Annotated in this window: 16 protein-coding genes and 1 tRNA gene; 15 read left to right on the plus strand and 2 right to left on the minus strand. The window is 67.9% G+C overall.

Translation table 11 applies throughout. The features are described 5' to 3' along the window. Positions 1-10 precede the first annotated feature (10 nt). The 8 genes from OSC30_RS14250 (at position 11) to OSC30_RS14285 (ending at position 7,535) form a co-directional block, all read left to right on the plus strand. The gene (locus tag OSC30_RS14250; RefSeq protein ID WP_267172535.1) at positions 11-2,032 is read left to right on the plus strand and encodes a hypothetical protein; all 2,022 of its coding nucleotides are present in this window, start codon (positions 11-13) and stop codon (positions 2,030-2,032) included. 30 nt (positions 2,033-2,062) lie between these two features. Further along, complete coding sequence (locus OSC30_RS14255) at positions 2,063-2,668, plus strand: YdbL family probable chaperone protein (RefSeq protein WP_267172536.1); 606 nt, start codon at positions 2,063-2,065, stop codon at positions 2,666-2,668. Between the two features lie 73 nt (positions 2,669-2,741). Further along, positions 2,742-4,052, plus strand: coding sequence for a 23S rRNA (uracil(1939)-C(5))-methyltransferase RlmD (gene rlmD, locus OSC30_RS14260; protein ID WP_267172537.1), 1,311 nt, complete (start codon positions 2,742-2,744; stop codon positions 4,050-4,052). A 151-nt stretch (positions 4,053-4,203) separates the two neighbouring features. Further along, positions 4,204-4,749: a CYTH domain-containing protein gene (locus OSC30_RS14265; protein WP_267172538.1), complete on the plus strand. Its 546-nt coding sequence runs from the start codon at positions 4,204-4,206 to the stop codon at positions 4,747-4,749. Further along, positions 4,740-5,756 (plus strand): beta-N-acetylhexosaminidase, encoded by a 1,017-nt coding sequence (gene nagZ, locus OSC30_RS14270; protein WP_267172539.1) that lies wholly within the window; start codon positions 4,740-4,742, stop codon positions 5,754-5,756. Before OSC30_RS14265 ends, nagZ begins: the two co-directional genes overlap by 10 nt. After that, entirely contained in the window at positions 5,753-6,307 is a 555-nt protein-coding gene (locus OSC30_RS14275; protein ID WP_267172540.1) for a hypoxanthine-guanine phosphoribosyltransferase, read from the plus strand. Before nagZ ends, OSC30_RS14275 begins: the two co-directional genes overlap by 4 nt. Positions 6,308-6,320: 13 nt before the next feature. Further along, the gene (locus OSC30_RS14280; protein WP_267172541.1) at positions 6,321-7,070 is read left to right on the plus strand and encodes an S-methyl-5'-thioinosine phosphorylase; all 750 of its coding nucleotides are present in this window, start codon (positions 6,321-6,323) and stop codon (positions 7,068-7,070) included. A gap of 258 nt (positions 7,071-7,328) precedes the next feature. After that, a complete protein-coding gene (locus OSC30_RS14285) occupies positions 7,329-7,535 on the plus strand; it encodes a cold-shock protein (protein ID WP_045829421.1) in 207 nt (68 codons plus the stop codon). An 80-nt stretch (positions 7,536-7,615) separates the two neighbouring features. Here the strand turns inward: OSC30_RS14285 and trxB are convergent, their stop codons facing one another. Continuing rightward, positions 7,616-8,578 carry a thioredoxin-disulfide reductase gene (trxB, locus tag OSC30_RS14290; protein ID WP_267172542.1) on the minus strand — a complete coding sequence of 321 codons (963 nt, stop codon included), beginning with the start codon at positions 8,576-8,578 and terminating at the stop codon, positions 7,616-7,618. Positions 8,579-8,783: 205 nt separating this feature from the next. On the opposite strand from trxB, the gene ald reads away from it, so the two are divergent. The 7 genes from ald (at position 8,784) to OSC30_RS14325 (ending at position 17,007) form a co-directional block, all read left to right on the plus strand. Continuing rightward, positions 8,784-9,848, plus strand: coding sequence for an alanine dehydrogenase (gene ald, locus OSC30_RS14295; protein WP_267172543.1), 1,065 nt, complete (start codon positions 8,784-8,786; stop codon positions 9,846-9,848). Between the two features lie 219 nt (positions 9,849-10,067). After that, positions 10,068-12,392 carry a DNA translocase FtsK gene (locus OSC30_RS14300; RefSeq protein WP_267172544.1) on the plus strand — a complete coding sequence of 775 codons (2,325 nt, stop codon included), beginning with the start codon at positions 10,068-10,070 and terminating at the stop codon, positions 12,390-12,392. Between the two features lie 176 nt (positions 12,393-12,568). Further along, positions 12,569-13,231 (plus strand): outer membrane lipoprotein periplasmic chaperone LolA, encoded by a 663-nt coding sequence (lolA, locus tag OSC30_RS14305; RefSeq protein WP_267172545.1) that lies wholly within the window; start codon positions 12,569-12,571, stop codon positions 13,229-13,231. A gap of 8 nt (positions 13,232-13,239) precedes the next feature. Beyond that, the gene (locus tag OSC30_RS14310) at positions 13,240-13,911 is read left to right on the plus strand and encodes a YoaK family protein (RefSeq protein ID WP_267172546.1); all 672 of its coding nucleotides are present in this window, start codon (positions 13,240-13,242) and stop codon (positions 13,909-13,911) included. Between the two features lie 80 nt (positions 13,912-13,991). Beyond that, positions 13,992-15,314 carry a replication-associated recombination protein A gene (locus OSC30_RS14315; protein ID WP_267172547.1) on the plus strand — a complete coding sequence of 441 codons (1,323 nt, stop codon included), beginning with the start codon at positions 13,992-13,994 and terminating at the stop codon, positions 15,312-15,314. Positions 15,315-15,609: 295 nt separating this feature from the next. Then, positions 15,610-16,890: a serine--tRNA ligase gene (gene serS / locus OSC30_RS14320; RefSeq protein WP_267172548.1), complete on the plus strand. Its 1,281-nt coding sequence runs from the start codon at positions 15,610-15,612 to the stop codon at positions 16,888-16,890. 27 nt (positions 16,891-16,917) lie between these two features. After that, positions 16,918-17,007 (plus strand) — tRNA-Ser (locus OSC30_RS14325). A gap of 88 nt (positions 17,008-17,095) precedes the next feature. Here OSC30_RS14325 and OSC30_RS14330 read toward each other — a convergent pair. Next, positions 17,096-17,890 carry a Crp/Fnr family transcriptional regulator gene (locus OSC30_RS14330; protein WP_231351773.1) on the minus strand — a complete coding sequence of 265 codons (795 nt, stop codon included), beginning with the start codon at positions 17,888-17,890 and terminating at the stop codon, positions 17,096-17,098. Positions 17,891-18,223: the final 333 nt, after the last annotated feature.

Below are 18,223 nucleotides of genomic sequence, written 5' to 3' on the forward strand. Positions count from 1 at the left end.
ATGATGGCACATGCTCCTCCTTCCCCACCGCCTGCTGCTTTGCCTGGGCCTGCTCATCGTCGCCGCGTGGGCGGCTCCCGCGCGGGCGGACGTCGAGCTGACCGCCAAGGTGGTGGCGGTGCCCGGAGTGCGGCTGCAGCAGGTGAGCCTGCATGTGGGCGAGGACGGCCAGGGCGGGCTGGCGCTCGAGCTGCACGCGGCTCGCGCGGATATTCCGGCCATGGGCTGGCGCCGGGTCGGACTGGACCTGCAGGGGGCGCTCTCGCGCGACCTGCAGATGCGCTGGCTGCTCGATGGCAGCGTCGCGCTGCGCGGCGCGCCCGGCGGCGCGCTCAGCCACTCGGACGTGCGCCTGGTCATCGACGCCGGCGCCAACACCCTGCAGGCCGACATCATGCAGGCCAGCGCGGTGGCCAGTGCCTGGGTTCCGCTGGATCAGACCAGCCACGCCCAGATCACCCTGAAGAACCTGCCGGCCAACTGGCTGGCCGGCCTGCTCGGCACGGTATGGTCGGGCCGGCCCACGGGCGGCCGGCTGGACGCCGAACTGGCGTTGGACGTGCACGACAACGGCATCCAGTCCTCCGGCGAGTTCGTGCTGGACGGCGTCGGTTTCGATACCCCTAGCGGCACGCTGGCCGGACAGGGCGTGAACGGTAGCGGGCGGCTGGGCATCGACACGCAGGGCGGACCGGCGCGGGTGAGCCTGGATGCCAATCTCCGCGGTGGCGAACTCTTGCTCGGCCCGGTCTACGCCAAGCTGCCCGCGCACCCCGTCCACCTCAATGTCTCGGCGACCGGCAAGGCCGGTGCGCTGGCGATCAACCGGCTGCGGGTGAACGACACCGACGCGCTGCAGCTGGACGGCTCTCTTGCCTTCGATGCCAAGGGCAACCTGGACAAGCTGCGTTTGGAACGCTTCCAGGCGCGTTTCCCCGCCGCCTACGACCGCTACGGCGCCGCCTGGCTGGCCACGATGGGCCTGCACGACGTGCGGATGAACGGTGCCGTGAGCGGCAACATCGACCTGCGGGGCGATGGTCCGCGCGGTTTCGCCTTCACCGCCGACCACCTGGATCTGGCCACCGCCGACGGCCGACTGGCGATCGACGACCTGAACGGCGGGCTGGACTGGTCCGCGCAGGCCGACCGCCCGACCACCACGCTCGGCTGGCGCGGGCTGCGGCTGTACCGCCTGCCGTTCGGCCCGGCGCAGGCGCGCTGGCGCAGCCGGGACGGTGCCCTGGGGCTGATCCAGCCGCTGGCGATGGCGCTGCTCGGCGGCACGGTGCGCGTGGCCCAGCTCGACTGGCGCCCGGCCGCCGCCCAGGGCAAGCGGCTGGAGACCTCGCTGGCGGTGACCGGCGTGGACATGGCTGCCTTCAGCAAGGCGATGGGCTGGCCGCAGTTTCCGGGCACACTGGGCGGCGCGATTCCCTCGCTGCGCTGGGTCGACGACACGCTGGAGCTGGCCGGCGGACTGTCGCTCAATGTGTTCAATGGCTTCGTCGACATCACCCAGCTTGCGCTGGCGCAGCCGTTCGGGCCCAGCCCGGTGCTGGCGGCCGACATCAACCTGCGCCAACTGGATCTGGGATCCATCACCAGCGTGTTCGACTTCGGCAGCATCACCGGCCCGCTGCATGGCAGCATCGACAACCTGCGCCTGGTCGATTGGCAGCCGGTGGCCTTCGAGGCGCGGTTGCTCGCCGACGAAGGCGGCCGGATCAGCCAGCGCGCGGTCAACAACCTCACCACGGTGGGCGGCGGCGGCATCGCGGCGGGCCTGCAGGGCGCGGTGCTGAAACTGTTCAAGACATTCGGCTACGAGCGCATCGGCCTCAACTGCACGCTGGTCGGTACGGTCTGCCACATGAGCGGGCTGGACAGTACTGGTGACGGTTACACTATCGTCGACGGCAGCGGCTTGCCGCATCTGGAGGTCATCGGCCACCAGCACCAGGTCGACTGGCCGACCCTGGTGGGCCGGCTCAAGGCGGCCACCGAAGGCGACGGCCCGCAGATCCGCTGAATGCCACCCACATCCCCTCAGGAGCTCTACATGCGCAAGCTCGTCTACGCCCTGCTGACCACCGCGATGGTCGCCCTGGTCGGTTGCGTCACGATCAACGTGTATTTCCCCGAGGCCGCGGCGCAGAAAGCCGCGGACCGATTCATCGGCACGGTGATCGACCAGGGCGCCGCGCCGGCCCCCGACAGCCAGCCCGCGCCCGCGCCGCAGGCGCAGGATCCGATCCGGCCCTCGGCCATGCTGCTCGACCTGCTGGTGCCGGCGGCCTATGCGGCCGATACGCCCGACATCCGCGTGCAGACGCCAGCCACCGAGGCGATCCGCGGCCGCATGCAGGCGCGCTTCAAGAACACCCTCAAATCTTTGCTCGACTCGGGTGGGGTCGGCTTCACCCACGACGGCCTGGTGGCCGTGCATGACGCGGGCAAGATCCCGCTCAGCCAGCGCGCGCAGGCCACCGCCGCGGTGGCCGACGAGAACGGCGACCGCAACGCGCTCTACCGCGAGATCGCCCGCGCCAACGGCCATCCGGAATGGGAGTCGCGGATCCGTGCCACCTTCGCCAAGGGCTGGATCGAACGCGCGCATGCCGGCTGGTATTATCAGGACGCGTCGGGCGCCTGGAAGCGCAAGTAGCCGCGCCCGTCCTTTTCAAGTCTTACCCCTGCGCCCGGGTCCCGATCCGGGCGCAGCTGTTTTGCGAGTACCCATGACAGAGTTCGAAGCAACTATCACCGACCTGGCCCACGACGGCCGCGGCGTCGCCCGCATCGACGGCAAGACCGTGTTCGTCAGCGGGGCGCTGCTGGGCGAGCAGGTGCGCCTGGGTATCCGCAAGCGCCATCGCAACTTCGACGAAGCCGAAACGCTCGAGGTGCTGGAGCGCTCGCCGCACCGCGTCGAGCCGCGCTGTGCCCATTTCGCACAATGCGGCGGCTGCTCGCTGCAGCACCTGGATGCCCCGGCGCAGATCGAAGCCAAGCAGCGCGTGCTGTCGGACAACTTCGCGCGCATCGGCAAGGTCGAGCCGCAAAGCTGGCTGGCGCCGCTGACCGACGCGCCCTGGGGCTACCGTCGCAAGGGGCGTTTGTCGGTGCGCGCGGTGGCGAAGAAGGGACGCGTGCTGGTCGGCTTCCGCGAGGAATCCAATCCCCGTTTCGTGGCCGACATCGCCCATTGCGACGTGGTGCATCCGTCGCTGGGCGGCAAGATCGGCCAATTGGCGGAATTGATCGGCGCCATGGATGCGTCCAACGACATCCCGCAGATCGAATTCGCCGCGGGCGACGACGTGATCGCCCTGGTGTTCCGCCACTTGAAGCCCCTGAGCGAGCGCGACAGCCAGGCGCTGGCCGCCTTCGGCCAGGCGCACGGTTTCGCGATCTACCTGCAGCCGGGCGGCGTCAGCAGCGTGCATCCGCTGTGGCCGGAACAGCCGCGGCTGACCTTCCGCTTGCCGGCGGGCGAGGGCATGGACGAGGTGGAGCTGGAGTTCCAGCCGCTGGACTTCGTGCAGGTCAATGCCGGCATGAACCGGCGCATGCTGGCGCACGCCATGGAGTTGCTCGACCCGCAGCCGGGCGACCGCGTGCTCGACCTGTTCTGCGGCCTCGGCAACTTCACCCTGCCGATCGCGCGGCGCGTGGCCGAGATTGCCGGCGTCGAGGGCGAGCACGGTCTGGTCGGGCGCGCGGCCGCCAACGCCGGGCGCAACGGCATCGCCAACGCGCAGTTCCACGTCGCCAATCTGTTCGAGGACCAGCGCGGCAGCGCCTGGGCGCGCGCCGCGTGGGACAAGATCCTGCTCGACCCGCCGCGCGCCGGCGCCGAGCAGGTGTTGGAGTATCTGCCGCGCAAGGGTACCGACCGCATCGTCTACGTGTCCTGCCATCCGGCGTCGCTGGCGCGCGACGCCGGCCTGCTGGTGCATCGTCACGGCTTCAGGCTCGCCGCGGCAGGGGTGATGGACATGTTCCCGCATACCGCGCACGTGGAGTCCATCGCGCTGTTCGAGCGCTGACGTTCCTTGTAGGAGCCCGCTTGTGGGCGATGCTCTTGTTACTGCGCCGAAATGCATCGCCCACAAGTGGGCTCCTACAAGGGCGGCGCGCGTCGACGTAACCTCGCACCGGCCGCGTTATCCTTCGCGTTCCCTTCTACCGATCCCCGTCATGCCCGTCGAAATCGAACGCAAGTTCCTGGTCGCAAGCGACGCGTGGCGCAACACCATCGCCCGCAGCGAACGCATCGCGCAGGGCTACCTGGTCGGCGCAAAGGCGCTGCACGAAGGCCATGCGCGCGCCTCGGTGCGCGTGCGTCGCGCGGGCGAGCGGGCGTGGCTCAACGTCAAGAGCGCCACGCTCGGCATCGAGCGGGCCGAATTCGAGTACCCCATGCCCCTGGCCGACGCCGAGGCCATGCTCGGTTCCCTTTGCGATGGTGTGCTGGAAAAGATCCGTCATCACGTCGAGGTCGACGGCACCCTGTTCGAGGTCGACGAGTTCCTCGGCGACAACGCCGGACTGGTGGTGGCGGAAGTCGAATTGCCCGCGGCCGACGCGCCGTTTCCGCGACCGGCCTGGTTGGGCCGCGAGGTCAGCGCGCTGGGCCGCTACTACAACGTCAACCTGATCGCGCATCCGTTCGGCCGCTGGTCGGAGGCCGAACGCACCGCCGCCGATGGAGCGGGACCCGCAGGAGCTCAGGCATGCTGCTGATCGGCCTTGCCGGGTTGGAGCTGGAACCTCGCGAGCGCGACTGGCTGGTGGCGCCCGGCGTGGCAGGTGTGATCCTGTTCGCGCGCAACTACGCCCATCGCGACCAATTGATGGGTCTGGTCGAATCGGTCCGCGAGGCGGGCGGCGAACACCTGCTGGTGGCGGTCGATCAGGAGGGCGGCCCGGTGCAGCGCTTCCGCGAGGGGTTCACCCGCTTGCCGGCGCTGGCGGCGATCGGCGCGGCCTACGCGCGCGACCCGGAAAACGCCGTGCGCCTGGCCGAGGAACACGCCTGGGTGATGGCCAGCGAGCTGCGCGCCTGCGGCGTGGACTTCAGCTTTGCGCCGGTGGTGGACCTGGCCCGCGGCAGCACCGCGATCGGCCCGCGCGCCTTCCACCAAGACCCCGCCATCGCGGGCGAACTGGCCCAGGCCTACGTGCGCGGCATGCACCTTGGCGGCATGGCAGCGGTACTGAAGCATTTCCCCGGCCACGGCTCGGTGGCCGCCGACACGCACAAGACGCAGGCGATCGACCCGCGCCCGCTGGATGCGATCCACCAGGCCGACCTGCGCCCGTTCGCCGAGGCGATCGAGGCGCACGCCGAGGCGGTGATGATGGCGCACGTGATCTACCCGGCAATCGACGACAAGCCGGCAGGCTTCTCGCGCGTGTGGATCGACGACATCCTGCGCGGCGACCTGGGCTTCGGTGGCATCGTCATCAGCGACGACATCAGCATGGCCGCGGCCGGTGCCGCCGGTGGCGTGGGCGCGCGCGTGCAGGCGCATCTGGCCGCCGGTTGCGACCTGGTGCTGGCCTGCTTCCCCGATGTGGTGGATGAGGCGATCGCCGCGCTGCCGCCGCCGCCCGCCGGCGCCATGGAAGCTCTGGCGCCCCTCCGGGGAGCCATCGGCGCCACCTGGGAAGGCCTGCTGGACAACCCCCAACGCGACCGCTTCATCGCGCGCATCACCGCGCTGGACGACACCGAAGGAACCGCATGAGTACTCCGCTTTCCCCGCTGGCGCAGGCGCTGGCCAACGCCGACGTGCTGTTCGAGCGCGCCGAAATCGAATCCGTGATCGCCGACATGGGAAGGCGCATCGACGCCGCGCTCGATGGCGAGCGCGCGGTGTTCCTGACCGTGATGAACGGCGCACTGATGTTCGCCGGCCAGCTTTCGCTGTCGATCCGCACCGACCTGGAATTCGACTACGTGCACGCCACCCGCTACCGCGGCGGCACCGCCGGCAGCGATCTGTGCTGGCTGCGCGAGCCGCAGGCGGCGATGGGCGGGCGCACGGTGCTGCTGGTCGACGACATCCTGGACGAAGGCCATACGCTCAAGGCCGTGCGCGATGACTGCCTCGCTCGTGGCGCCAGACGCGTGCTGATCGCCAGCATGTGCCGCAAGCTGCACGACCGTTGCGTGGAAGGCATCGCGCCGGATTTCAACGGCCTGGAATTGCCCGATCGCTACGTCTTCGGCTACGGCATGGATTATTACGAGCAGGGCCGTAACCTGCCGGCGATCTATGCGTTGGCATCCGAATGAGCCGGGAACACAAATGAGCGAGCCGAACATCGACCTGGCCGTGATCGGCGGCAGCGGCCTGTACCAGTTCCCGGGCCTGGAAAACACCAGCCGGCGTGCGCTGGAAACGCCTTATGGCCCGGCCTCCGGCGAGGTGGTTCTGGGCGATTTCGCCGGAAAGCGCCTGGCCTTCCTGGCACGCCATGGCGAGAGCCACACGCTGGCACCGCACCGGGTCAACTACCGCGCCAACCTGTGGGCGCTGCACGCGCTGGGCGCGCGGCAGGTGATCGGTGTCAACGCGGTCGGCGGCATCCGCGCCGATATGGGGCCGCGCGCGCTGGTGGTGCCCGATCAACTGATCGACTACACCCACGGCCGCGTCACCAGCTTCTGCGATACCGAGGGCGCCGAGGTAAGGCACATCGACTTCAGCGAACCCTATACCGCGTCGCTGCGCCAGGCGATGCTGCAGGCGGCGGGCAGGGCGGGCATCGCCGTGATCGACGGTGGCTGCTACGGCGCCACGCAGGGCCCGCGGCTGGAAACCCGCGCCGAAATCGCGCGCATGAAACGCGATGGCTGCGACATGGTCGGCATGACCGGCATGCCCGAGGCCGCGCTGGCGCGGGAGCTGGAGCTCGACTACGCCTGCCTGGCCCTGGTCGCCAATTTCGCGGCCGGCTGCGGCGACGAGGCGGAAATCAGCATCGAGGAAATTTTTGCGCACCTGGCCGCGGCGACCGCGGCGGTGCCGGCGCTGCTCCTGGCAATGCTGTCCTAATCAGCTATTCCGGCCGGGCTTTGCGCAAAGGACGGCCCGGGATGCGGTTTTTGCCACCGTCCGTCGCGAAAATCGGCCGCGATTACCACGCGCGCCATGATTGGCGCAGGCGTGGACGACGCAAAAATTAATCCAACATATTGCGCTTTGCCCATAAACATGCTGATACTTTCGCCCGTGCCAGGGGCGGCTGACCAAGGGGAAACGGCGGTCCAGCTCCAACCTTGGTGCATCCAGTCCTAGTCAGAGGTTCACGCAATGCGTTTCGGTACGGTCAAGTGGTTCAACGACGCCAAGGGCTTTGGCTTCATCGCGCCCGAGGACGGTGGGGAGGACGTGTTCGTCCATTTCTCGGCCATCAATTCCAAGGGCTTTCGCAGCCTTCAGGAAGGCCAGCGCGTGAAGTTCGAAGTCACCACGGGCCCCAAGGGCGCCCAGGCTTCGGGCGTGGAAGTGGCGGCCTGATCGCTCTCCTCGCGTCTTGAAAAAAAGAAAAGCCCCATGTTTCGGCATGGGGCTTTTTTTTATGCCGGCGAAGGGCCGGATCAGCCGATCAGGTGCTGCTGGTCCAACCAGCGCTCGGCGTCCAGTGCGGCCATGCAGCCGAAGCCGGCCGAGGTAATCGCCTGGCGGTAGACGTGATCGGCCACGTCGCCGGCGGCAAACACGCCCGGTACCGACGTCAGCGTCGCCATGCCGCTGGTGCCGCTGCGGATCTTGATATAACCGTCGTGCATTTCCAGCTGGCCTTCGAAGATGCCCGTGTTGGGCGTGTGGCCGATGGCGACGAAGAAGCCGGTCGCTTCGATATCGCGGGTGGCGCCGGAATTGACGTCCTTCACGCGTACGCCGGTTACGCCGGACTCGTCGCCCAGCACCTCGTCGATGGTGCTGTTCCAGACCAGTTCCACCTTGCCCGCGGCGGCCTTCTCGAACAGCTTGTCCTGCATGATCTTTTCGGCGCGAAGCTTGTCGCGACGGTGCACCAGGGTGACCTTGCGCGCGATATTGGCCAGGTAAAGCGCTTCTTCCACCGCGGTATTGCCGCCGCCGACCACCACCACATCCTGCTCGCGGAAGAAGAAGCCGTCACAGGTGGCGCAGGCGGATACGCCGCGGCCCTTGAACTTCTCCTCGCTGGCGATGCCCAGGTACTTGGCGGTGGCGCCGGTGGCGATGATCAGCGCGTCGGCGGTGTACTCGCCCGAGTCGCCCTTCAGCCGGAACGGGCGCTGGCCCAGATCCACCTGGTGGATATGGTCGAAGATCATCTCGGTATGAAAGCGTTCGGCGTGCTCGGCCATGCGCTGCATCAGCGCAGGACCCTGCAGCCCTTCGACGTCACCCGGCCAGTTGTCCACCTCGGTGGTGGTCATCAGCTGTCCGCCCTGTTGCAACCCGGTGATCAGCGTCGGCTTGAGGTTGGCGCGCGCGGCATACACCGCAGCGGTGTAGCCAGCGGGGCCCGAGCCGAGAACCAGCAGGCGGCTGTGCTTGGGGGTGCTCATCGTTATAATCCTTCGGTTTGCTGATGGCTTTGATCGTGTGTGCCTCTGCCGGGCGCGGCATGGAAGCTGCCGCGTCGCCAGAGGTGGCGCTTGGAACCCCCGCAAGGATGGGGAAGGGCGACGGGCGATTCAAGGCTTTCGCTTTGCCGCTTCCCCCATCGTCGACGCGTTTGCGCCGGCTCAACCCACAGGATTGCTAACTGCCATGCGTATCGGTATTCCTTCCGAAACCAAGACCCTCGAAGGTCGCGTTGCCCTCGTTCCCGCCGCCGCCGCCGACCTGGTCCGCCGCGGCCATGAGGTGTTCATCCAGGCCGGCGCGGGCCTGAAGAGCGGTTTCTCCGACGAGGCCTACACCAAGGAAGGCATCACCGTCGTCCCCGACGCGGCGGCGCTGTACGAAAAGGGCGAGCTGATCGTCAAGGTCAAGGAGCCGATCGCCGGCGACCTGGCCCTGCTCAAAAAGCACCACTTGCTGTTCTGCTACCTGCACCTGGCCGCCGAGCCGGCGCTGACCCGGTCGCTGCTCGACATCGGCCTGACCGGCGTGGCGTTCGAATCGGTGGAGGAGAACGGCGGCCTGCCGCTGTTGCTGCCGATGTCGGTGATCGCCGGCCGCATTGCCACGCAGATCGGCACGACCCTGCTGCATCGTCCGCAGGGCGGCAAGGGCAAGCTGCTGGGCGGCATGGCTTCCACGCCGCGTGGCAAGGTCGTCGTGCTGGGTGCCGGCGCCGCCGGTGGCAACGCTGCTGCGTTGGCCGCCGCCGCGGGCGCCAACGTGGTGGTGTTCGACAAGCGCCAGGACCGCCTGGCCGAAATGATGGCGATGGGCCCCAACGTGACCGCGCTGTACTCGTACGAGTCCACCGTGGCCGAGGAAGTGCGCGACGCCGACCTGGTCGTCGGTGCCGTGCTGGTGCCCAGCGCCAAGGCGCCGCGCGTGGTCACCAAGGAGATGGTCGCCGCGATGGAGCCCGGCAGCGTGCTGGTCGACATCGCGATCGACCAGGGCGGCTGCTTCGAAACCTCCAAGCCGACCACCTGGAAGGATCCGACCTACGACGTGCACGGCGTGACGCATTTCTGCGTGACCAACATGCCTGGCGCGGTCCCACAGACCTCCTCGCTGGCGATCTCCGCCGCGATCCTGCCGTACGTGCAGCGCCTGGCCGCCGGCAACCAGTGGCGCGAATTCGAGCCGCTGCGCGTGGGTGTCAACGTCGAGGGCGGCAAGCTGGTGCACCCGGCGCTGCAGGGTATGGTCTGAGCTTTGTTCATGCTCCTCTACCCCGGCGCAGCCGGGGTAGAGGGTTGGGGGAACAGGGGGCGCCTTCGTCTTTGGCGTTCGGGCTGAAGCCCACCCTACGACCCCATCGGGCGGTAGGTGCAGCTTTCCAAAAGCTGCGCCTTTCCAGAAAAATCAAGCTACTACCCCCTCCGTGCCCTGTGTAGACTTGGGGCGAAGTCTCGAGGGGAATCCACTTTGGTGGCGCGAAGCGCAGCAAACGTAAAGAAGGCACCCGAATCGGTCGGCCTCAGCGAAGAAGCCAAGCGTCGCCTGCGCGAGGCCGGCGCCTTGCTGCTGCTTCCGCTGGCGCTCTACCTGCTGGTCTGCCTGGCCAGCTACAACGACCAGGACCCGAGCTGGGGTCACGTCGGCACGGTCGAGCACGCGCGCAATTTCGGCGGCGCCGTGGGCGCCAACATCGCCAACCTGCTGCGCTACATCTTCGGCTGGGTGTCCTATTGCTTCCCGCTGCTGCTCCTGCTGCTGGGCGTACAGGTGCTGCGCCAGCGCGGGGAAGAGGCCGAGCACCCGTGGGAATCCTCGCTGCGGCTGATCGGCTTCGTGTTTTTCTTCGTCACCGCGCCCGCGCTGATGTACCTCAACTTCGACCAACCAGTGCTGCCGCAGGGCACCGGCGGAATCATCGGCCAATGGGTCGGCCACGGGCTGCTGCAGGCGTTCGGTGAGAAGGGCGCGCCGCTGCTGCTGCTGGCGCTGTTCCTGATTGCGGTGACGCTGGCGACCGGGCTGTCCTGGTTCAAGGTGATGGACTGGACCGGGCAGGGCACGCTGATCGTGTTCGGCTGGTTGCGCGGCAAGCTCAAGCAGGCGCCGGAAGTGGCCAAGGCGCAGCAGGCACGCGCCCAGCGCGACGTCGTCAAGAAGGCCGACGCGGCCCGGCAGGCCAGGCGCGAGCCGGTACGCATCGAGACGCCGCCCGCACCCGTGACCAAAAGCGAGCGGGCGAAGCTGGAGACGCAGATCCCCTTGTTCGTCGGCGCCGCCCAGCCCGGCGAGCTGCCGCCGCTGTCGCTGCTGGACGAGGCGCCGGAGCAGGGCCCCGGTTACTCCGAGGAAACCCTCGAGGTGCTCTCGCGACAAGTCGAGCTCAAGCTCAAGGACTTCCGCATCGAGGCCAAGGTGGTGGGCGTCTACCCCGGCCCGGTGATCACCCGCTTCGAACTGGAGCCGGCCGCCGGCGTGCGCGGATCGCAGGTCTCCAGCCTGGACAAGGACATCGCACGCGGCCTGTCCGTGGTGAGCGTGCGCGTGGTCGACGTCATCCCGGGCAAGAACGTGATCGGCCTGGAGATTCCCAACACCCGCAAGCAGATCGTGTACCTGTCCGAGATCCTGCGATCGGACAAGTACGACCAGATGAAATCGCCGCTGGCGCTGGCGCTGGGCAAGGACATCGGCGGCAAGCCGGTGGTCACCGATCTGGCCAAGATGCCGCACCTGCTGGTGGCCGGCACCACCGGCTCGGGCAAATCCGTCGCCGTCAACGCGATGGTGCTCTCGCTGCTGTACAAGGCGAGCCCGAAAGACGTGCGCATGATCATGATCGACCCGAAGATGCTGGAACTCTCGGTTTACGAGGGCATTCCGCACCTGCTCGCGCCGGTCGTGACCGACATGAAGGAAGCCGCCAACGCGCTGCGCTGGTGCGTCGCCGAGATGGAGCGCCGCTACAAGTTGATGGCCGCGGTGGGCGTGCGCAACCTGGGCGGTTTCAACAAGAAGGTGCGCGATGCCGAGGCGGCCGGCCAGCCGCTGCTCGATCCGCTGTTCCGGCCCAACCCCGAGATGCCGAACCTGGCGGCCGAGCCGCTGGAACCGCTGCCCTACATCGTCATCATCATCGACGAATTCGCCGACATGATGATGATCGTCGGCAAGAAGGTGGAAGAGCTGATCGCCCGCCTGGCGCAGAAGGCGCGCGCCGCCGGCGTGCACCTGGTACTGGCCACGCAGCGCCCGTCGGTGGACGTGATCACCGGCCTGATCAAGGCCAACATCCCTACCCGCATCGCGTTCCAGGTGTCTTCCAAGATCGACTCGCGCACGATCCTCGACCAGTCCGGCGCCGAAGCGCTGCTTGGCCACGGTGACATGCTCTACCTGCCGCCCGGTACCGCCACGCCCGAGCGCGTCCATGGCGCCTTCGTCGACGACCATGAAGTGCATGGCGTGGTCGCCTGGCTCAAGGCACAGGGCGCGCCGCAGTACGTCGAAGGCGTGCTGGAGGAGGTGCAGGCGACCAGCGACGGCAAGTTCATCAACGACTCGGGCCTGCCGCAGGACGGCGAGGAAGGCGGCGATGCCGACGCCCAGCTCTACGACAAGGCCGTGGCCGTGGTCACGCAGACTCGCCGAGCCTCGATTTCCGGCGTGCAGCGCCACCTGCGCATCGGCTACAACCGCGCCGCGAGGTTGATCGAACAAATGGAGCAGGACGGCGTGGTCAGCGCCCCGCAGCACAACGGCAACCGCGAAGTGCTCGCCCCCCCACCGCCGAAATAGCTCGCTCATGCCACAAACGCTGTAGAAGCCCGCTTGCGGGCGATGCCCTGGTTTCCCGGCCGAAAAAGCATCGCCCGCAAGCGGGCTCCTACAATGGACGGCGGCTTGGTGCTTGTGTCCCGATTAAGCCGCACTCATCCAGACTTTCCCCGCACGCCTTCACGAACAGGGCCTCCATGAACCGCCTTGCCGCCATTTTTCTTGCCACGCTCGCGCTGTCCCTTGCGGGCCTGGCCCACGCCGCCACCGGCCCCGCGCGACAGCGTCTGGATGCCTTCGCCACCGGCCTGCACTCGCTCAAGGGCAACTTCACCCAGACCCTGGCCGATGCCAGCGGGCAGGGCGCCAAGAGCAGCTCCGGCACGCTCGCGTTGCAGGCTCCGCGCGAGTTCCGCTGGGATACGCTGAAGCCCTACAAGCAGACTATCGTCGCCGACGGCAGCCGCGTGTGGTTGTACGACCCGGAACTGGAGCAGGTCACGGTGCGCAAGCAAAGCACCGAGGAGGCGCACAGCCCGCTCACGGTGATCACCGACCTCAAGCAACTGGACCGCGACTTCACCGTGGCCGAGCAGGGCGAGCGCGACGGCCTGGCCTGGCTGCGCCTGACCTCCAAGGCCAAGGATCCGCAGTTCGGTTACGCCGACCTGGGCTTCGACGCCAAGGGTCTGCGGCGCATGGTCTTCCAGGACCAGCTCGGCGCCATCACCGACATCCGCTTCTCCGACTGGCAGCGCAACCTCGACCTGCCGGCGTCCACGTTCAACTTCGTCCCGCCGCCCGGCGCCGACGTGATTGGCGACCTGCCGGTGATGACCACCCAGCCGCTGAAGGACTGACCCGAGCCATGCCGGTGCTGCGCCAGCTGCCCCGCTGGGCGTGGATCGGCGGCGGCGTGCTCGCCTTCATCGCCGGCATGGTCAATGCGGCGGGCTACATGGGCTTCCGCCACCAGTCGATCAGCAACCTGACCGGCTCGACGACCCTGCTCGGCATCGCGCTGGGCACCTTCGATGGCGCCGAGGCGCTGCACTGGACGCTGTCGCTGGCGGCTTTCGTGGTCGGCGCCATGCTCAGTGGCGTGATCGTGCAGAAAAGCACGCTCAAGCTCGGGCGGCCGTACGGCTTCGCGCTGCTGTTCGAATCGGTGCTGCTGTTCGCCGCCGTGCCGTTGCTGCAGCGCGAGTGGTCGGCCGGCCTGTGGCTGGCCTCGATGGCCTGCGGCCTGCAGAACGGCATGGTCAGCACCTACAGCGGCATGGTGTTCCGCACCACCCACGTCTCGGGCATGTTCACCGACCTGGGGATCTACCTCGGCCATCGCCTGCGCGGGCTGGAGGTGGATTCGCTCCGGGTGCGCGTGTGCGTGCTGGTGATCGCCACCTTCATGCTTGGCGGCGTCGCCGGCGCGATCCTGTTCGGACGCTTGCGTGAGCAATCCCTGCTGATCCCGGCCACGCTCACCGGGCTGTGCGGCGTGCTTTACAGCCTCTACCGCCAACGCGCGACCTCCCGTTAGGCGCCCACCGACCGCGACCGCCCGCGCGCGCTGCTACGTGGACGGGCGCCGTCACGCTGGCGGGCGTTATCATCGCCGCGATGCCCGAGACTGCCTCCCTGTTCCCTGAATCCGACGCGCTCAAGCCCTTGGCAGAGCGCATGCGCCCTTGCAGCTTCGACGAGATCGTCGGGCAGCCGCGCCTGACCGCGACCGATTCGCCGCTGCGGCGCGCGCTCGAGGCGGGCAAGGTGCACTCGATGGTGTTGTGGGGGCCGCCGGGCTGCGGCAAAACCACCCTGGCGCTGCTGGTGGCGCGCTATGCCGACGCCGACTTCCGCGCGATTTCGGCTGTACTTTCCGGCTTGCCGGACGTGCGCAAGGCGCTGGCCGAGGCGGAGGCCAACTTTGCCCGCGGCCGGCGCACAGTGCTGTTCGTGGACGAGGTGCATCGCTTCAACAAGGCACAACAGGATGCGTTCCTGCCGCACATCGAGCGTGGCGTGATCGTATTTGTCGGCGCGACCACCGAGAACCCCTCGTTCGAGCTCAACTCCGCGCTGCTTTCACGCTGCCGCGTGCACGTGCTGGAGGCGGTGTCGGCCGAGGCCATTGTCGCCGCACTGGAGCGGGCGCTCGCCGATGACGAGCGGGGTCTCGGCCGGCTTCGCCTGCGGATCGACGTCGATTCCCTGAAGCTGATCGCCCAGGCCGCCGACGGCGACGTGCGCCGCGCGCTCACGCTGCTGGAGATCGCCGCGGAACTGGCAGACGACGGTCGCATCGACGAAGCCACCCTGACCCAGGTGCTGGCCGACCGCACGCGCCGCTTCGACAAGGGCGGCGAGCAGTTCTACGACCAGATCTCGGCGCTGCACAAATCGGTGCGCTCGTCCGATCCGGACGCGGCCGTGTACTGGCTCTGCCGCATGCTCGACGGCGGCTGCGACCCGCTGTACCTGGCCCGGCGCATGACCCGCATGGCGGTCGAGGACGTCGGCCTGGCCGAGCCGCGCGCCTGGCGCATGGCGCTGGACGCGTGGGACACCTACGAGCGCCTGGGCAGCCCGGAGGGCGAGCTTGGCCTGGCGCAACTGGCCATCTGGCTGGCGATCGCACCCAAGAGCAACGCCGCCTACATGGCCTACAACAAGGCCCGCGCCGCGGTGCGCGAAACCGGCACGCTGGAGGTCCCCATGCACCTGCGCAACGCGCCTACCAGGCTCATGAAGGGCCTTGGCTACGGCAAGGGCTATCAGTACGACCACGATGCCAAGGGCGGCATCGCCCTCGACCAGCAGTGCCTGCCCGACGCCCTCGATGGCACGGTGTTCTACGAGCCGGTGGATCGCGGCCTGGAGCAGAAGCTGCGCGAAAAGCTGCTTGCGCTGCGCCAGGCCCGCAGCCAGTCCAGAGAAAAGTAGCCTCTACCGCGCGCCATGTTCGGGGCGAGGGAAACGTCCCCTGGATTCCGACGACCCTCTGCAGGAGCCCACGTCTGGGCGATGCTGTCCGTGGAGTGGCCGCAGGAGCCACCGGCGAGCGGTGCGCGGGGCAGCGTGATCAGGCAAAGGCATCGCCCACACGTGGGCTCCTGCGAAAGCGCCACCGCGCATCGCCCCTCCCTGGGCTGCTCCAGGAGGATCGGGGCGCGCGCGTTGCTAGCGCATACCCCCCACGCGATAATCGACCATTCAAGCACTTCGACGGAACGCCTCCATGCTGGACCCCTCCCTCCTGCGCTCGCGCCTGGCCGACACGGCCGCGCGCCTCAAGCAAACCCGCGGCTTCGACCTGGACGTCGCCGCCGTCGAGGCGCTGGAGTCCGAGCGCAAGCGCCTGTCCACCGAGACGCAGGAGCTGCAGAACCTGCGCAATACCCGTTCCAAGTCGATCGGGCAGGCCAAGGCCAGGGGCGAGGACGTCGCGCCGTTGATGGCCGAGGTCGCCGGCATCGGCGACAAGCTCAAGGCCAACGAGCAGGCGCTGGGCGAAGTGCAGTGCAAGCTTGCCGGTATCGCGCTGGGCATTCCCAACATCCCGCACGAGTCCGTGCCGGTCGGCAAGGACGAGCACGACAACGTCGAGATCAGCCGCTGGGGCGAGCCGCGCCACGTCGACTTCGAGGTCAAGGACCACGTCGAACTGGGCGAGCGCCACGGTTGGCTCGATGGCGATGCCGGCGCCAAGCTTTCCGGTGCACGCTTCACCGTGCTGCGCGGACAACTGGCCCATCTGCATCGCGCGCTGGGCCAGTTCATGCTCGACCTGCACACCGGCGAGCACGGCTACCTCGAATGCAACGTCCCGGTGATCGTCAACGCCGAGAGTATGCAGGGCACGGGTCAGTTGCCCAAGTTCGCGGACGACCTGTTCGCCACCCAGGTGGGCGAGTCGAAGCGCTATCTGATCCCCACCGCCGAGGTGCCGCTGACCAACCTGGTCCGCGACACCATCCAGGACGCCGACGCGCTGCCGCTGCGGATGACCGCGCATACGCCGTGCTTCCGCGCCGAAGCCGGCAGCTACGGTCGCGACACCCGCGGCATGATCCGCCAGCACCAGTTCGAGAAGGTCGAGATGGTGCAGATCGCCCGGCCTGACGAGTCTTACGCGCAGCTGGAGGAAATGGTCGGTCACGCCGAAAAGGTCCTGCAACTGCTCGGCCTGCCGTACCGCAAGGTGTTGCTGTGCACTGGCGACATGGGCTTCGGCGCGACCAAGACCTACGACCTGGAAGTGTGGCTGCCCAGCCAGGACACCTACCGCGAAATCTCCAGCTGCTCCAACTGCGAGGACTTCCAGGCCCGCCGCCTGCAGGCGCGCGTGCGCAACGCGGAAACCGGCAAGCCCGAGCTGGTCCACACCTTGAACGGCTCCGGCCTGGCCATCGGCCGCACCATGATCGCGGTGATGGAGAACTACCAGAACGCCGACGGTTCGATTACCGTACCCGACGCACTCAAGCCCTATCTGCGAGGCCTGGATCGCCTCGCCTGAGGCGCGCAACGCATCGCCAAGTCCAACGGAGAGATGGCCGAGCGGTTTAAGGCACCGGTCTTGAAAACCGGCGAAGGGTCAAACCTTCCGTGGGTTCGAATCCCACTCTCTCCGCCAATCCAGTGACCGCGCATCGTCGTCGCGCGGTCCGGCCCCCGGGCCTCAGCTTTCCCCATGCCGCCTGAGCAGCCGCCCGGCGCCGCGCTCAACGGGTCGTGTCCGTACCGGGCGGGGACTGGGCTTTTCCGGTGCGGATGCTGCCGTCGTCGGACGGATAGACGCCTTTGAGGACCTCCCCGAAGTGCCGGCGAACGGTATCGTTGCATCGGCACGACATGCGCTGGAGTTCGGCCATGTCGTGTACCTTCACCGTCCCTCGCCGCGTTTCCAGGACGCCGCGCAGCCGCATGTTCTGGACGACACGGCTGATGTAGCTGCGACCGACCCCGAGCATCGACGCCAGTTGTTCCTGGGTCAGCGGCACGTCGCCGTCCCCGGTACGGTCGAGTGCCGCGATCAGCCATTTGGCCGCGCGCTGCTCGATGGTGTGGGCCGCGTTGCAGGCGACCGACTGGAACACCTGCGCGACCATGCAGTCGGCATACCGCGCGAACTGGAGTCGCAGGGTAGGCGAGCTGATCTTCGCCTGTTCCAGCTGGCGGGTCCTCATGCGATAGAACAGGCCAGGAAACTGCACCAGGGCATGCGCGAAAGCGGGCAGCCGACCGTGGCTGACAATGCCGCCCACGGCGCCCTCCCGGCCGACCAGCGCTGTTTCCACGCCCCGGCCATCGTCGAGCATGACGCGGTAAGAGACGAGGCTGGGCCCACAGGGGAAATAGACGGTTCCCACGTTGTCGCCGGGTGCATACAGCACGTCTGCGGGTTCGCCGTACCAGGGCAGCAGGTGCGGCGCCAGCAACGACATGTCCTCCAGCGACAGGGAGCCGAGCAGGCTGTTTGCCGACCAGTTGGGTGCTGATTTTCCGGGCAACGCCACCGTGTTCCTTGTCCGCTCTTGTGCCTACCGCGACCTCCCGTAAGAACGGTCCATGCATGTCGGCGCTTGCTCTGCCGCCTTGATGGACGATGCCCCTGCGGACATCGACAGGTAATGAGCGGGGGAGCTTGCCTGCAAGGCGGCGCCGCGCCTATCCACTTGTGAACACAAGGGAGTGATTTCGTGCAGATAGTGCGCACGTGATGGTCGCGGCTTCGCGGAACGGCGCGTCGTGCAAACACCCACGCCCGTGCGCGCGAACCCATACGGTCCGTTGAACGTGGTGCGTGTGAATGCCTGAAGCGGGGCGCAGGGGCCTCGCCTGCGCAGCTG

The sequence above is a fragment of the Frateuria hangzhouensis genome, from assembly GCF_026410505.1.
Classification (GTDB): Bacteria; Pseudomonadota; Gammaproteobacteria; order Xanthomonadales; family Rhodanobacteraceae; genus Frateuria_A; species Frateuria_A hangzhouensis.

Bases quoted from the DNA above. Each gene is read 5' to 3' on its own strand.
- OSC30_RS14250 (WP_267172535.1), top strand. From the start codon at position 11: ATGCTCCTCCTTCCCCACCGCCTGCTGCTTTGCCTGGGCCTGCTCATC.
- OSC30_RS14255 (WP_267172536.1), top strand. From the start codon at position 2,063: ATGCGCAAGCTCGTCTACGCCCTGCTGACCACCGCGATGGTCGCCCTG.
- rlmD (WP_267172537.1), top strand. From the start codon at position 2,742: ATGACAGAGTTCGAAGCAACTATCACCGACCTGGCCCACGACGGCCGC.
- OSC30_RS14265 (WP_267172538.1), top strand. From the start codon at position 4,204: ATGCCCGTCGAAATCGAACGCAAGTTCCTGGTCGCAAGCGACGCGTGG.
- nagZ (WP_267172539.1), top strand. From the start codon at position 4,740: ATGCTGCTGATCGGCCTTGCCGGGTTGGAGCTGGAACCTCGCGAGCGC.
- OSC30_RS14275 (WP_267172540.1), top strand. From the start codon at position 5,753: ATGAGTACTCCGCTTTCCCCGCTGGCGCAGGCGCTGGCCAACGCCGAC.
- OSC30_RS14280 (WP_267172541.1), top strand. From the start codon at position 6,321: ATGAGCGAGCCGAACATCGACCTGGCCGTGATCGGCGGCAGCGGCCTG.
- OSC30_RS14285 (WP_045829421.1), top strand. From the start codon at position 7,329: ATGCGTTTCGGTACGGTCAAGTGGTTCAACGACGCCAAGGGCTTTGGC.
- trxB (WP_267172542.1), bottom strand. From the start codon at position 8,578: ATGAGCACCCCCAAGCACAGCCGCCTGCTGGTTCTCGGCTCGGGCCCC.
- ald (WP_267172543.1), top strand. From the start codon at position 8,784: ATGCGTATCGGTATTCCTTCCGAAACCAAGACCCTCGAAGGTCGCGTT.
- lolA (WP_267172545.1), top strand. From the start codon at position 12,569: ATGAACCGCCTTGCCGCCATTTTTCTTGCCACGCTCGCGCTGTCCCTT.
- OSC30_RS14310 (WP_267172546.1), top strand. From the start codon at position 13,240: ATGCCGGTGCTGCGCCAGCTGCCCCGCTGGGCGTGGATCGGCGGCGGC.
- OSC30_RS14315 (WP_267172547.1), top strand. From the start codon at position 13,992: ATGCCCGAGACTGCCTCCCTGTTCCCTGAATCCGACGCGCTCAAGCCC.
- serS (WP_267172548.1), top strand. From the start codon at position 15,610: ATGCTGGACCCCTCCCTCCTGCGCTCGCGCCTGGCCGACACGGCCGCG.